We start from the raw sequence: 13338 nt of genomic DNA, 5'->3' as shown, positions 1-13338 counted from the left end.
AAAGCTGAAAGCTTTAACGTTATGTCAGTGTTTTATTTTTACTGGGATTTGCATCTTTACCAAAACATTACTGCTTATAGGATCAAAAATTGATGATTCGGCGATTACTTCGCCCAAATAATTGCCGACAATTTTATAGTGATTTGTTTCAATGAAATCGAGCAATTTTGTGATTCCGCGTAACTCTGAACAACTATCTCCCGCTATCCATTTATCCAGTATGCAAACATATGTCCCGGCGGGTATAATCTCCTGCACATAATTCAGATTGTTTTCCTGAGTCAGCATGAAAGCCCCGCTGCAAAGCAAAGAATGTTGCATTATATCTTCCTGCTTGATAATACCACCGACAGCGCCAAAATATGACGGTGGAAGCTTTCTTTCTTGTAAAGCACTTTTGACAGTATATAACGCTTTTTTCCAGTAATTCTTGCCGATTTCGCTCTTAACGGCAAAATCATAAGGTTCAATATCAAAATAGAATATTTTTCGTTTGGGAAAGTACTCAACATAAACCCGATTAAGCATGGGGGAATTCTGAAAATTCTTGCAACTTGCCAAATTTCTTTGGAGAGCGTTGCGAATAGCAGTCCATTCATTAATCCTTGTTTCGACCATGTCAAGCTGTTCGCACAGTAAGGCTTCGAAGGCAGATAAGTCGTGGTCATCCAGCATGATTTTTATCTGTTTTAATGATAAGCCCATCGCTTTCATTTGAAGAATGGTGTCTATTCTCGTCGACTGACTTAGGGCGTAATAGCGGTAACCGGTAGTCTCGTCAATATGCTGAGGGATAAGCAGTCCAACATCATGATACAACCGCAGTGCTCGCTCGGAAATATTATGTTTCTTGGCCATTTGACCAATTGCCAGCATGTTCATTCACCAGCCTTTCAATAGTACATTTATATGGAAAATGAGAAAATTCCGTTGACTTTTACGCAGCGTCAACAGTTATTCTTAAATTATAGTTACATATACCCACAATAATTATATTAAATTTACCATCAATGAGCAAGTATGGTAAAAAAAGGAGTGAGCTAAGTTATCGATGGCCGGGATGATTTGCTGCAAATGCCTAAAAGAGCTTAAGCCGTGTAAAACGTATTTTAAATATTTGGGGAACAGCTTTTTCACTGATGTCCTCAAATGCCCTGAGTGCGGCCAAGTATATATATCTGAGACTTTGGCTAAAGGGCGTATGGCCGAAGTTGAAATGCAATTGGAGGATAAATAAATGGCTTTGCCGGCTGTAATTCGCAATACGTACAGTAAAACCCATGGGTTCACAGCAACAAGGGAGGAAAAAACTTCAGTGGCTAATGAAATGGTTCGCATGACACAACTTAAGCTGCAAGGCTTTCACTGCAGTCAGATACTGCTGCTTTTGGGTCTTGAACGCCAGGACAAGGAAAATCCCGATTTGGTGCGGGCAATGAACGGATTGGCGGGAGGGCTGGGTTTTGCCGGCAAAACCTGTGGTGTGTTGACCGGAGCCGCATGCCTGCTTGGGTTGTATGCAGGCAGAGGACAACTGGAGGAGCAGGAAGACCACCGGTTAAACATCATGATCCAGGACCTCGTTTCCTGGTTTGAGACGAGGTTTGGCGAGAGTTACGGCGGGATTGATTGTCAAACAATTTTGGACGACGATCCCTGGAATCGTATGCAACGTTGTCCCAAATTGGTCACTGAAACCTATTCAATGGTTAAGGAATTGCTTAAGGATAATGGTTTTATCCCGGATACGGAAAGCATGAATTAATGGCTGATTTTACTCCATCAGATTTATGGCAGGCCTGTAAAAAAAGGAAGCTTTAACATTATGTCAGGGTTTTATTTTTATTGGGAGTTGCATCTCTAACAAAACAATATGCAACCATATGTCCCGAGGTCATAAGCGCCTGCAAATAACGCTGTCCGGCAATAATTCTTGCTGCTTTAGCCCTAAACTGCAAAACCATAAGGCTTGTTTTTATCTATTTTAATGATAAGCCCATCGTTTTCATCTGAATAATAGTGTTTATATTTAAAGTAAAAACAATTTATTAAAATATGGAAAATTAAGAGATTTCTGTTGACTTTTACGCTGTGTCAACGATTATATTAAATTTAAACCGAAAATTCTAAAAAATGATATATTTTATGAAGGGAGATATTTTATGAAATTAAGAAAGATGTGGTTCAACATTAATGGCGCAGACCGCATGGTTGTTTGCTGCCCGGAAAAGGATACTTTGTCTGATGTATTGCGCCGTATAGGGCTGACCAGTGTTAAAGTTGGTTGTGGTACAGGCGTATGCGGGTCCTGTGCGGTAATATTGGACAAAAAGGTAGTTCGCTCTTGCAATAAGAAGATCAAAGCGGTGGAGGAATACAGCAAGATCATTACCCTGGAGGGAATCGGCACGCCTAGCAATCTTCATCCGCTGCAGGTTGCCTGGATGAACTGTGGTGCGGTACAATGCGGCTTTTGTACACCAGGATTCATTGTGTCGGCTTATGCCTTGCTGCTGGAGAACAATAACCCGACCCGGGAAGAAGTTCGTGATTGGTTCCAGAAAACCCGTAATGTTTGCCGGTGTACCGGCTATAAGCAACTAGTTGATGCAGTAATGGCGGCGGCTAAAGTTGTCCGTGGTGAAGCTAAGATCGAAGATATTACTTTCCAGCTTCCTGAAGATAACGAATGCTATGGAAAACCCGTAGTTCGCCCCACGGCTCTCTCCAAAGTAACCGGACTTGCGGATTATGGCGAAGACATGGCAGTCAAGATGCCTGGTGAAACTCTGCATGTAGCTGTGGCGCAGCCCAGAATTGCTCATCATGCAAACATATTGAAAATAGATACTTCCGAGGCGGAAAAGATGCCGGGTGTTGTCAAGGTAATCACTTACAAGGACATACTGGCAAACGGCGGCACAAACCAAATGGCTGAGGCGAATTTGCATGAACGCAGCACGGTTACCCTTCCCAGCCGCAAAATACTCTGCGACGAAAGAATATTCCGCTATGGCGATGTTGTGGCGCTGGCAATTGCCAATACGCCGGATCAGGCTCGTGCCGCTGCCGCTAAAGTCAAGGTGGAGATTGAACAACTCCCCGAATATCTCAACTATTTGGATGCTGTTTTGCCTGATTCCATACGTGTTCATGATGACACGCCAAATATTTTCTGCCTGCAGCCGGTGTTAAAGGGAGTGGCTTTGGAAAATGCCGATAACGTGATAAAAGTCCTTGATGAGTCTGCCCATAGTGTCGAAGGCAGCTTTTATTCCGCTCGCGAGCCCCATCTTTCCATTGAGGGTTGTACCGTCCAGGCATATTTCGATGAAGAAGATTGTTTAACATTCCAATGCAAGTCTCAGGGTCAATATACTTCAATAAGCCGTATTGGCAACTCTTTGGGGATTCCGCGGAAAAAACTCCGTATTGTGAACAATTTCAACGGTGCCAGCTTTGGCTGGTCGACAAATGCCGGTGATCTGGTTCTGGCTGGCGCAGCCGCCGTTGCAGTCAATGGCCCTGTTGCTTTGCACATGTCCTATGAAGAACATCAACACTACAGCGGCAAGCGTTGTCCCAGCTATTCCAACGGTCGTGCTGCTTGTGACGAAAACGGAAAAATTACCGCGGTTGAATTTGATATTGGGCTGGATCACGGTGCCTATTCCTGGGGCGGCGATCATGTTATTGAAAAACCTGTGCGTTTCACCTTCTTCCCTTATCATGTACCTCATGTGGCAGGTCTTGGCCGTGTAGCCAACACTAATCATACTTTCGGTACAGCTTACCGCAGTTATGGTTCCCCCCAGGCATATACTTTGTCGGAAGCGTTGGTAGATATGCTGGCGGAGAAAGCAGGAATCGATCCCTTCGACTTCAGATGGCTCAATATTGCCAGACTGGGTGAAACCAACATCAACAGTTTCCCCTTCAAGGATTACCCTATGGAAGACATGATGAATAAGATGCGTCCGTTTTATGAAAAAGCCGTGGCAGAGGCAAAAGCGGCAGACACTCCGGAAAAACGCAGGGGAGTTGGCCTGGCATGGGGCGGCTTTAATGTAACGGAGGGTGGTACTGACCAAGCGACGATTATCCTGGAATTGGCACCTGACAATATGATTCTTAAATACGACACTTGGCAGGATTTGGGCCAGGGCGGCGATATAGGCTCCCTGATGGTGACTCTGGAAGCCTTGAAACCAATGGGAGTAACCTCTGATCGCATCAGGCTCATCCAAAATGATACTAAAGTGTGCCCCGACTCGGGAATGTCTGCAGCCAGCCGTTCGCATTATATGAACGGCCATGCCACCAAGATCGCGGCGGAAAGGCTGATGAACGCGATGCGCAAGCCTGATGGCACCTATCGAACCTATGAGGAGATGGTTGCCGAAGGTATAGAGACTAAGTACGAGGCACAATATTTGTGCACGGCAACGCCTGTTATCCGGATTGATCCGAACACTGGTGTCGGCGACCCTACTCCCGCATACACTTATGTGCTGAATTTAGCCGAAGTCGAGGTGGACACCGCCACCGGCAAGACCCGGGTAATTCGTTTTGTTTGCATTTACGATGTCGGCAAGATCGGCAATATTGACGCTGTGAGCGGTCAGGCGTACGGAGGCATTTCCCACAGCATCGGTTTTGCCCTTAGTGAGGATTACAGCGATGTCAAGAAGCATACCAATATAGCTGCCAGCGGTGTACCTTACATTAAAGACATTCCTGACGAGATTATTCTCATACCTTGCGATAACCCGCGCAGTGACGGACCTTTCGGCTCGTCAGGGGCTTCCGAGGCATTCCAGTCCTCAGGCCATGTTGCTGTTCTCAACGCTATATACAATGCCTGCGGGGTGCGCATCTATGAAATGCCGGCCAGGCCTGAGAAAGTAAAGGCCGGCCTGGAAATACTGGCGAAAGGCGGAAAAATTGAGCCTCCCCAGAAGTACTTCCTTGGCTCCGATCTGTATGAAGAGTTGGAAAATATCAAGGCCAATCCAGTGGTATTCCGTGGTGACGACATGTTCACCGCGCTGGGAGGATCCACTGATGAAAGATTCTATTAATTAATATTTATAAGGTAAAGGCTTGAATAATTATTGCCCGGACTGGGGCTATATGCACAGTCCGGGCAACACAATTTGGAGAAATGTATGGAACAAGAAAGAAAAAAAATAAACGCTTGCCTAATAAACGAACCGCCTTTTTGCACTGCTCTATGTCCTTTTCATTTAGATGTCAGATCCTTCATAGGTAAAATGCAGCGTGGCGGATTTAATGCGGCTTTTCGGGTCTACCATGATACGGTGGGATTTCCGGAGATTGTTTCTCACCTGTGTGAAGAACCGTGTAAAAAGGCATGTATAAGACAAAAAAAAGACCAGGCAATATCCATGAAGCTTCTGGAACAGGCCAGTATCAACTATGCTGCGAGAATCACCCCCAATAGTTACAATATGCCGGCAAAAAATAAGACAATAGCAATTATTGGCGCCGGTATTAGCGGTTTAGCCTGTGCCCTGCGTCTTTGTGAAAAAAAATATGCAGTGACTGTATATGAAAAAGCAGACCGAATCGGCGGACACCTATGGCAGACTATGCTTTCTGAGATATTCTTAAGTGATATTAATCGCCGGTTTATGTATGAAAAGTACACGCTCCATTTGAATACAGAGATTACTTCACTGGAAGAACTCAATTTTGATGCTATTTATGTCGCTACCGGGGCCGGGGGACGCAATTTTGGCTTAATGTCTGATAAAAAAGGTACTTTTGCTAGTGCAAAGCCTGGGATATTTCTGGGTGGTTCGCTAATGGGGAAAAATAGTTGTGAAGCCATTGCTGATGGACTACACGTCGTAAATGCTATTGAACGATATGTAAAGACCGGGAATATGAATACCCAGGAAGAGAAATATGAAACACAGCTTCAGTTGAATTCTGACCGCTTGACCATTGCTCCGCCGGTGTTGCCTGCAGACGGCAATTCCTATACTAAAGACGAAGCCCAACAGGAAGTGCAGCGCTGTATTAAATGTAGCTGTGATGCCTGTATTCGTAATTGCGACTTAATGCGAATTTATCAGAAACACCCAAAGGTTATAGCCGACCAAGTTGAAGCTACGGTTAATCCCGGAACTTTGGCCGGTGATGGAACCATAGCCACCAGATTAATTTCCACCTGCAATCAGTGTGGACTTTGCAAAGAAGTTTGTCCTCAAGGCATTGACTTAGGCGTCTTCCTCCTAAAAAGCCATCGAGTAATGAAGGAAAAAGAAAAAATGCCTTGGGCTTTTCATGACTTTTGGTTACGGGATATGGAATTTACCAATGGCGATAGTGTACATTTGGCCCGTATTCCTGATGAATACAATAAAAGTAGTTATATGTTTTTTCCCGGATGTCAGTTAGGGGCATCTGATCCAAGGTATATCACGGAAAGTTACCGCTGGCTATTAGCTAAGCAGCCTGATACGGCTATAATGTTAGGATGTTGCGGCGCTCCCGCTGAATGGGCCGGTGATGTAAAGCTTCATTCAGCGGTATTAGAAAAAATCCTTGCTTACTGGGTTTCTTTTGGAAAGCCCAAAGCAGTATTTGCTTGTCCCACCTGTAAAAAGATGTTTAAGCAGTATCTACCAGCGATTGACGGCGTAACTCTTTACGAACTGTTTTTGGAATGGGGAATTTCCCCAGTGATGAATGGGCAAGGAGAGGCTATATCGGTTTTTGACCCTTGCGCCAGCAGAGGGGAACCTGAGTTGCAGCATGCCATTCGCAATCTTGCATCACAGTCGGGTTACAGCCTTCAGCCGCTTGCATTGGAAGGAAAGCTTGCGCAATGTTGTAGTTGGGGTGGTCAGGTGGCAATCGCCAACCCGCGTTTTACTAATGAGGTTGTAAAGATAAGAGTAAGGCAAAATAGCAATCCCTATATCACATATTGCTCTAACTGCCGGGATATTTTTGCTTTAGCTGAAAAACCGGTTTATCATATGCTGGACATTATATTCGGATTAAATACCTCGGCTCGAAAATCGCCCACTTTGACAGAACGAAGGAATAATCGTACAAGCCTCAAAAGCAAACTGTTAAAAGAGATTTGGCAGGACGAGTTAAAAGAGAAGGGGGACAATAAAATGAATTTAATTATTACACCCGAAATACGGCAAAAGCTCAATAATGAAATGATACTGGAAACTGATGCCGAAGCAGTCATTAAGAACTGTGAAAGTAGTAAAAATAAAGTTTTTCACCCTGACTCGGGCAGTTTTACCGGCAATTTAAAAATAGGCAACGTGACCTACTGGGTTGAATATATCCCCGTTGACAAAGGGGTCAATTTGCTTAACGCATATAGCCATAGAATGAGCGTGGAAGAGTAGGAAAGTAAAATATAGTGTTGCCCAGTGTGCCCTTTGGGTATAACTCCCGCTTACAGAAGCGAGAGTTTTAGAGCGACTTAGTCATCGGATAAAATTTGTGACCGGGAGGGAGAAGCGTGGATTCATTAGCTCAGATCAAAGATGTTGTTCAACAATTTGCCGAAGCAGCTAATGCAGCATTAAAATTGGATGTTGAAATATTTGATCGCGAGGCAAGAATCGCTGGAACTGGGAAGGCGAGGGCACTGGTTGGCAGGCCTATACTAAAGGATGGAGTTATAAACCGTTTTGTATTCGGAACCGATGTGCAGCAAAAGAAAATAATTGTAAACAATCCGGGATTGGAGGCTGCTTGCAAACCATGCCGAATGAAGGGCACATGTTACTATAAAAAAGCAGTTTATGCGGTCATAGAATTTGAAGAACGAATTATTGGTGTTATTGGGGTTGTCGCCGAGAATAAAGAACAAAGTGATTTAATTGAATACAATAATTATGCTATGTTGGATTTTGTGGATAAAATTGCAAACTTGATCAGCTCCAAAGTTAAAGAGAATCAAATGATGAAACAATTGGAAACCGATGCAAAATTCATGAATATGGTAATAGATAATATTAATAAAGGAGTAATTGTTTTAGACAAAAAATATAAAATAGTTAATATAAATAATTACCTAATACAAAAAATAAAAAGAAATAAAAATGAATTGCTGGGTGCGTATATTGAAGATATTTTTCCCGCTCTGCAACTAAATAAAGAACACCAAAATGAATATCAAGAAATTGTTTACAATATTCAAAATCAAAATATATATCTACTTTGCAACCTGAAGTCAATTGTAGTCAAGGAAGAACTCCTAGGAAGCATATGTTTGGTCGAGGACTATAAAGATACAACTCAGATGGCATATGCGACAGCTTCTAAACAAAATGACATTACTCTAAAAGATATAATTGGTGAAGATCCGAAGTTTGTTAAATTTAAAGAAAAGGTCAGGATTGTTTCCTCAAACGAATCGACGGTTTTGTTGATTGGCGAGACTGGAACTGGTAAAGAACTTTTTGCCAGAGCCATTCATTGTGAGAGCCAACGCAAGGATCATCCATTTATCGCAATCAATTGTGGCGCAATCCCGGAAACATTATTGGAAAGTGAGCTTTTTGGCTACGAAAAAGGGGCTTTTACCGGGGCGAGCAACATGGGCAAGCACGGAAAATTCTTTATGGCAAATAAAGGGACGCTGTTTCTTGATGAGATCGATACTATGCCACTATACCTCCAACCAAAACTTCTGCGTGCCATCGAGAGAAGAGAAATTGAAAGGATTGGTGGCGTAAAAAGCATTCCGATTGATGTTAGAATTGTCGCGGCGACAAATGCCAGATTATTGGATATGGTTCAAAATAAACAGTTTAGAGAAGACCTATATCACAGGCTGAATGTTATTACTCTTTTCATCCCGCCACTTCGAGAACGTGGAAATGATGTGTTAGTTCTAGCGGATTATTTTATTAAGAAGTATGCAAAGCGATTTAATAAAACTATCTTGGGATTATCCCAAGAGGTAAAGAATATTTTTATGTCTTACGAATGGAAAGGGAATGTCCGTGAACTGCAAAATACTATCGAATACGCGATTAATATGGAGAAGGAGCAGTATATCACAGAAGATAATTTACCTTTTCAGTTTCGAGAAATAAAGGTGGAGAATGTAGTTAAAACCCTAAAAGAGATCGAGGAACTTAGTATTAAGAAAGCATTGGATCGCTTCGGCTGGACGGAAGCAGGCAGGATCAAGGCAGCTGAGTATCTTGGTATAAGTCGTGCGACAGTATATCGAAAAATTAGGAAGCTTCACCTTGGCGGTATGGAAATTTAGATGAAATCCCTCTTTGGGCGGTCTGCAAAAGCGAGATATCAAATTGATATATTCACGTATCAATTTGATATGTGGAGAAAATCAATGTTTTCACCCTTGTTTATATATGCGGAGAAAAAAGAATGTCTAAATATTAGATGAATTTACTGAATTTTTCAAAAAAACGGCTTATTCCGAGCTTGTTGGAATGAATTCTATTAGTTTTTAAAATATGCTTATTCCTAATCGAAGATTGTATGATTTCCCGAACAAACCGCTGGATTATTGAAATGTACTGTTTTGCGTCAATAATTTAAAGATGTTAAAAAAATTTCGGGATGCTATATGTATAAGGCAAATCTGATATTGTGATAAATTGGCATGGATTTTGCTTAATATATTAAGCGGAAGCGAAACTTAATAAGACTACCAAGAAAGGAGGGAATGAAATTGCGTATAATGGAACACCCGATTTTAGAGTTTCCCCAGAAGAAAGAACATTAATGACAGATGTCATCTGGGACAGGACAGGGACGAGAAATTCGCAGATGAGGAGATGAAATAAATTGAAGAAAGCTGAGATTGCCGGGGGCGAGCCTGCTACACTACGGATTACCAATCATCCGGTACTCACATTTGAACATGGTGTAACAGTCCAGTTCAGGTTTGAGGATCAAATTTTTGAGGGGTACGAAGGAGAACCGATAGCCGCCGCGCTGCATGCCAATGGCGTGCGCGAGCTGCGCGAGCATTATGGCCGTCCCCGCGGATTTTTCTGCGCTATCGGCAATTGTTCATCTTGCCTGATGGAGGTAGACGGCATACCTAATGTACGCGTCTGTGTAGAACCGCTGAAGAATGGTATGGTGGTTAAGTTGCAGTCAGGCAACGGTTCTTTGATGGGAGGCGTTCAGAAATGAAGTTTAGCGATATTGTCGTGATCGGCGGCGGACCGGCCGGAATGAGCGCCGCATTGGCGGCGGCAAGCGAGGGTGTCCGCGTTACTCTCATGGACCGATCGGACGAACTGGGCGGCCAGCTGATTAAGCAGACTCACCGTTTTTTCGGATCGGAACGAGAACGTGCCGGTTCCAGGGGTATTGAGATCGTTAATATCCTGCGCGATGAAATAGCGAAGAATCCCTTAATTGAAGTCAAACGTAATACCGATGTTCTGGGCATTTACTCCGATCGTGTGATTGCTTATGAAGAAGACAAACTATACCGTCGGATGACGGCGGATAAGATCATTATCTGCACCGGAGCGGCCGAAAAGATGCTGCAGTTTGAAAATAACGACCTGCCCGGCGTGTATGGCGCGGGCGCCGTACAGACGCTGATGAACGTTTACGGCATCAAGCCCGGTCGGGAAGTACTGATGGTTGGCGCTGGCAATATCGGCCTGATCGTAACTTACCAACTGCTGCAGGCCGGTGTGAAGGTGGTCGCCATTGTGGAAGCAGCGCCGGTTATCGGCGGATACAAGGTCCATGCTTCCAAGGTTCGCCGTTTCGGCGTACCCATCTATACTAAGACCACAGTCAAGACCGCTCTGGGCGACAGATATGTAACCGGCGCCGTACTGGCGGATGTGGACGATAAATTCCAGATCATTCCCGGTACCGAGCGGGAAATCGCGGCAGATACCATCTGTCTGTCCGTCGGGCTTGCGCCGCTCTCCGAACTGATAATGCATACCGGCGCGGAAATACGGTATATCCCGCAGTTGGGAGGCTTTGTTCCCAAGCGCGACGAAAACATGGAAACCACGGCACCCGGCGTTTATGTGGCAGGAGACGTGTCCTGCATTGAAGAGGCCACTGCCGCCATGATTGAAGGCAGTATCGCCGGTATTTCGGCTGCGATTGCCACTGGCATGAACTGCTCCAAGGCGGTTGCCAAACGCGAAGAATATATTGATAACCTATGCGAGCTTCGTGCCGGCGACACCGGTAAGAAGATCCGCGATGGTTTGGCTATGTTGTAAAGGAGGGAATCACAGTGTTAGAAAGTACCGGAATTGCCAGTAAAGAAATGTTTGAACAGCTGCTTCCTTCCGCCGAGAGAAGGAAACACGGACCCTATGTGGTTATGGAATGCTATGAGCCAATCCCCTGTAATCCCTGTGTCACCAGTTGCACCGCGCATGCCGTTACAATGAAGGAAATCAACGAATTGCCCAAATGTAATCACGACATCTGTACCGGTTGCACTCTCTGTGTAGGCGTTTGCCCGGGCCTGGCTTGCTTCGTGATTGATGAAACCGTGGGCAACGGTAAAGTCAAGATCACGTTCCCCTATGAGATGTCTCCACTGCCTGAAAAAGGCGATGTTGTGGATGCGACCGGACGTGACGGCAGCGTTGTCGGCAAAGCGGAAGTAGTCCGCGTAAACAGCAGTAAGAAGTTGGACCGCACCAGTCTGATCACCATTTTGGTCGATAGCCTATTGATCTATGACGTACGCAGCATTGCTGTTCGTTAGGAGGTGAAGATATGGACAAAGAAAAGATTATTTTATGCCGCTGCGATAACTTCACTCTGGCCGATCTGCACCGGTTGCTGGACAGTGGGGTGACCTCAATGCAGGAAATAAAAAGGCATAAGCGGTGTACTATGGGACCGTGTCAAGGGAGAACCTGCAAAGAGATGATCGCACGCGAAATTGCTAATTATCTCCATAAGCGGATTGACGAGTTAGATGTTCCGGTTAGCCGCATACCAATTAAACCGATTACTCTTGGCCAGATCATAGGAGGTATCGAAAAATGAAGAAAACCGCAGATGTAGTGGTTATCGGCGGCGGCGCCGCCGGCACCTCCACAGCATATTATCTGGCTAAGCTGGGCGTGAAGAATGTTGTGCTGGTGGAGCAGGAGTACACGCCCTTTGGCGGCACCGGCCGCTGCGCCGCGCATTTCAGAGTGCAATTTGGCAGCGTCTCCAATTGCAAGCTGGGTCTGCTCAGCGTGCGGGAGTTCGACAAATTGGGAGAAGAGAGCGGCTATGGCGACCTGGAGATTGATAAGCACGGCTATCTGATTGCCGCCTACACAGAGGATGAACTTACCAAGCTGACGGCCCATGTCAAGCTGCAGAATTCCATGGGCATCCCTACGAAGATACTAGATCCTGCAGGCTGCAAGGAGGTGGCGCCCTATCTGGAAGTAGATGAGATCTTGGGCGGCTCCTACTGTGGGGGCCAGGGCGGTATAGCCGGGGGCGTGATCAACCCAATGAAAATGGCCTTGGCGTTCAAAAAAGGTGCTGCCGACCGGGGAGTAGAGTTTTATAACTACACAAAGGTTACCGGCATCCGGGTAGAATCCGGCAAAGTCAAAGGAGTTATAACCAATCAGGGCGAGATTGAAACTCCCTGCGTGGTCAATGCCGCCGGAGAATACGGTAAATTTATCGGACGTATGGCCGGCGTCAAGATTCCGGTGGAACCGGAAAAGCATCAGATCGCAATTACCGAGCCTTTGGATTATATGGGCGGGCCAATGGTCTATTCCTTTAAGTACCATACCTATATCGCTCAGGTTAAACATGGTGGATTCCTTTTTGGGTGGTCGGATCCGAACGTTGAAGCAGGCATTATCGATTTTAACCCGGAATGGCGCGTTCTGGAAGAATTAGCGGTACGGGTAGTTCGGCAGGTCCCGGCACTTAAAAACGTCCGCATCATTCGCCACTGGGCTGGTCAGTATGGCAACTGTCCGGATCATTCGGTTATTCTAGGACCGGTACCGGAGGTAGAAGGATTTATTTGCGCTCTTGGCTGCACCAAGGCGACGATGTTTGCGCCCGCTATGGGCATCTTGACCGCGGAAGCTGTGGCCGGCGTTGAACCCACTTTACCTATGGCTCCGTATCTGATTGAACGTTTTGCCAAGGGCGAACTGGTGATTGACCCTGCCTTATTGTAATCTGCCGACCCAAAGGACTTAACACCGGAACCTCTTGCGAGGACATAGTGGCTCCTCAAATGGCAAGTGACTATTTGCCACAATAGTAGCAATAATTAGTTTATTTTCGGTAATTAATTCCATAAACCTTGTACATATGGCCGGAATGCAG

The 13338-nt window shown here is 45.1% G+C and carries 12 protein-coding genes; 10 read left to right on the top strand and 2 right to left on the bottom strand.

What is annotated here, in order from left to right:
* Positions 1 to 24: 24 nt before the first annotated feature.
* The gene (locus tag B9A22_RS04520; RefSeq protein ID WP_084574519.1) at positions 25 to 882 is read right to left on the bottom strand and encodes a MerR family transcriptional regulator; all 858 of its coding nucleotides are present in this window, start codon (positions 880 to 882) and stop codon (positions 25 to 27) included.
* A 169-nt stretch (positions 883 to 1051) separates the two neighbouring features.
* Between B9A22_RS04520 and B9A22_RS04515 the strand changes: the two genes are divergently transcribed.
* Both B9A22_RS04515 and B9A22_RS04510 read left to right on the top strand, forming a co-directional pair.
* Positions 1052 to 1237 carry a DVU_1557 family redox protein gene (locus tag B9A22_RS04515; RefSeq protein ID WP_084574518.1) on the top strand — a complete coding sequence of 62 codons (186 nt, stop codon included), beginning with the start codon at positions 1052 to 1054 and terminating at the stop codon, positions 1235 to 1237.
* Positions 1238 to 1765 carry a DVU_1555 family C-GCAxxG-C-C protein gene (locus B9A22_RS04510; protein WP_245823796.1) on the top strand — a complete coding sequence of 176 codons (528 nt, stop codon included), beginning with the start codon at positions 1238 to 1240 and terminating at the stop codon, positions 1763 to 1765.
* A 58-nt stretch (positions 1766 to 1823) separates the two neighbouring features.
* On the opposite strand, the gene B9A22_RS25260 is transcribed toward B9A22_RS04510, so the two are convergent.
* Positions 1824 to 1964: a hypothetical protein gene (locus tag B9A22_RS25260; protein WP_176215397.1), complete on the bottom strand. Its 141-nt coding sequence runs from the start codon at positions 1962 to 1964 to the stop codon at positions 1824 to 1826.
* 198 nt (positions 1965 to 2162) lie between these two features.
* On the opposite strand from B9A22_RS25260, the gene B9A22_RS04505 reads away from it, so the two are divergent.
* The 8 genes from B9A22_RS04505 (at position 2163) to B9A22_RS04470 (ending at position 13187) form a co-directional block, all read left to right on the top strand.
* On the top strand, positions 2163 to 5081 hold the full coding sequence (locus B9A22_RS04505; RefSeq protein ID WP_084574517.1) for a molybdopterin-dependent oxidoreductase: 2919 nt from the start codon (positions 2163 to 2165) through the stop codon (positions 5079 to 5081).
* An 87-nt stretch (positions 5082 to 5168) separates the two neighbouring features.
* Positions 5169 to 7400, top strand: coding sequence for a pyridine nucleotide-disulfide oxidoreductase/dicluster-binding protein (locus B9A22_RS04500; protein WP_084574516.1), 2232 nt, complete (start codon positions 5169 to 5171; stop codon positions 7398 to 7400).
* Positions 7401 to 7516: 116 nt separating this feature from the next.
* On the top strand, positions 7517 to 9280 hold the full coding sequence (locus B9A22_RS04495) for a sigma-54 interaction domain-containing protein (RefSeq protein ID WP_084574515.1): 1764 nt from the start codon (positions 7517 to 7519) through the stop codon (positions 9278 to 9280).
* A gap of 545 nt (positions 9281 to 9825) precedes the next feature.
* Positions 9826 to 10179: a (2Fe-2S)-binding protein gene (locus tag B9A22_RS04490; RefSeq protein WP_245823794.1), complete on the top strand. Its 354-nt coding sequence runs from the start codon at positions 9826 to 9828 to the stop codon at positions 10177 to 10179.
* The gene (locus tag B9A22_RS04485) at positions 10176 to 11246 is read left to right on the top strand and encodes an NAD(P)/FAD-dependent oxidoreductase (protein WP_084574514.1); all 1071 of its coding nucleotides are present in this window, start codon (positions 10176 to 10178) and stop codon (positions 11244 to 11246) included. The genes B9A22_RS04490 and B9A22_RS04485 overlap by 4 nt, the downstream gene beginning before the upstream one ends.
* 14 nt (positions 11247 to 11260) lie before the next feature.
* Entirely contained in the window at positions 11261 to 11743 is a 483-nt protein-coding gene (locus B9A22_RS04480; protein WP_084574513.1) for a hypothetical protein, read from the top strand.
* Between the two features lie 11 nt (positions 11744 to 11754).
* Positions 11755 to 12030: a (2Fe-2S)-binding protein gene (locus tag B9A22_RS04475; RefSeq protein WP_084574512.1), complete on the top strand. Its 276-nt coding sequence runs from the start codon at positions 11755 to 11757 to the stop codon at positions 12028 to 12030.
* Complete coding sequence (locus B9A22_RS04470; protein WP_084574511.1) at positions 12027 to 13187, top strand: NAD(P)/FAD-dependent oxidoreductase; 1161 nt, start codon at positions 12027 to 12029, stop codon at positions 13185 to 13187. Before B9A22_RS04475 ends, B9A22_RS04470 begins: the two co-directional genes overlap by 4 nt.
* Positions 13188 to 13338: the final 151 nt, after the last annotated feature.

This window comes from Sporomusa malonica (genome assembly GCF_900176355.1).
GTDB lineage: Bacteria > Bacillota > Negativicutes > Sporomusales > Sporomusaceae > Sporomusa > Sporomusa malonica.
Note: the sequence above shows the minus strand (reverse complement) of the source record. Positions and strands in the feature narration are given on the sequence as shown.

Excerpts from the sequence above, each read along its gene's own strand:
- B9A22_RS04520 (WP_084574519.1), bottom strand. The coding sequence starts at position 882 with ATGAACATGCTGGCAATTGGTCAAATGGCCAAGAAACATAATATTTCC.
- B9A22_RS04515 (WP_084574518.1), top strand. The coding sequence starts at position 1,052 with ATGGCCGGGATGATTTGCTGCAAATGCCTAAAAGAGCTTAAGCCGTGT.
- B9A22_RS04510 (WP_245823796.1), top strand. The coding sequence starts at position 1,238 with ATGGCTTTGCCGGCTGTAATTCGCAATACGTACAGTAAAACCCATGGG.
- B9A22_RS25260 (WP_176215397.1), bottom strand. The coding sequence starts at position 1,964 with ATGGTTTTGCAGTTTAGGGCTAAAGCAGCAAGAATTATTGCCGGACAG.
- B9A22_RS04505 (WP_084574517.1), top strand. The coding sequence starts at position 2,163 with ATGAAATTAAGAAAGATGTGGTTCAACATTAATGGCGCAGACCGCATG.
- B9A22_RS04500 (WP_084574516.1), top strand. The coding sequence starts at position 5,169 with ATGGAACAAGAAAGAAAAAAAATAAACGCTTGCCTAATAAACGAACCG.
- B9A22_RS04485 (WP_084574514.1), top strand. The coding sequence starts at position 10,176 with ATGAAGTTTAGCGATATTGTCGTGATCGGCGGCGGACCGGCCGGAATG.
- B9A22_RS04475 (WP_084574512.1), top strand. The coding sequence starts at position 11,755 with ATGGACAAAGAAAAGATTATTTTATGCCGCTGCGATAACTTCACTCTG.
- B9A22_RS04470 (WP_084574511.1), top strand. The coding sequence starts at position 12,027 with ATGAAGAAAACCGCAGATGTAGTGGTTATCGGCGGCGGCGCCGCCGGC.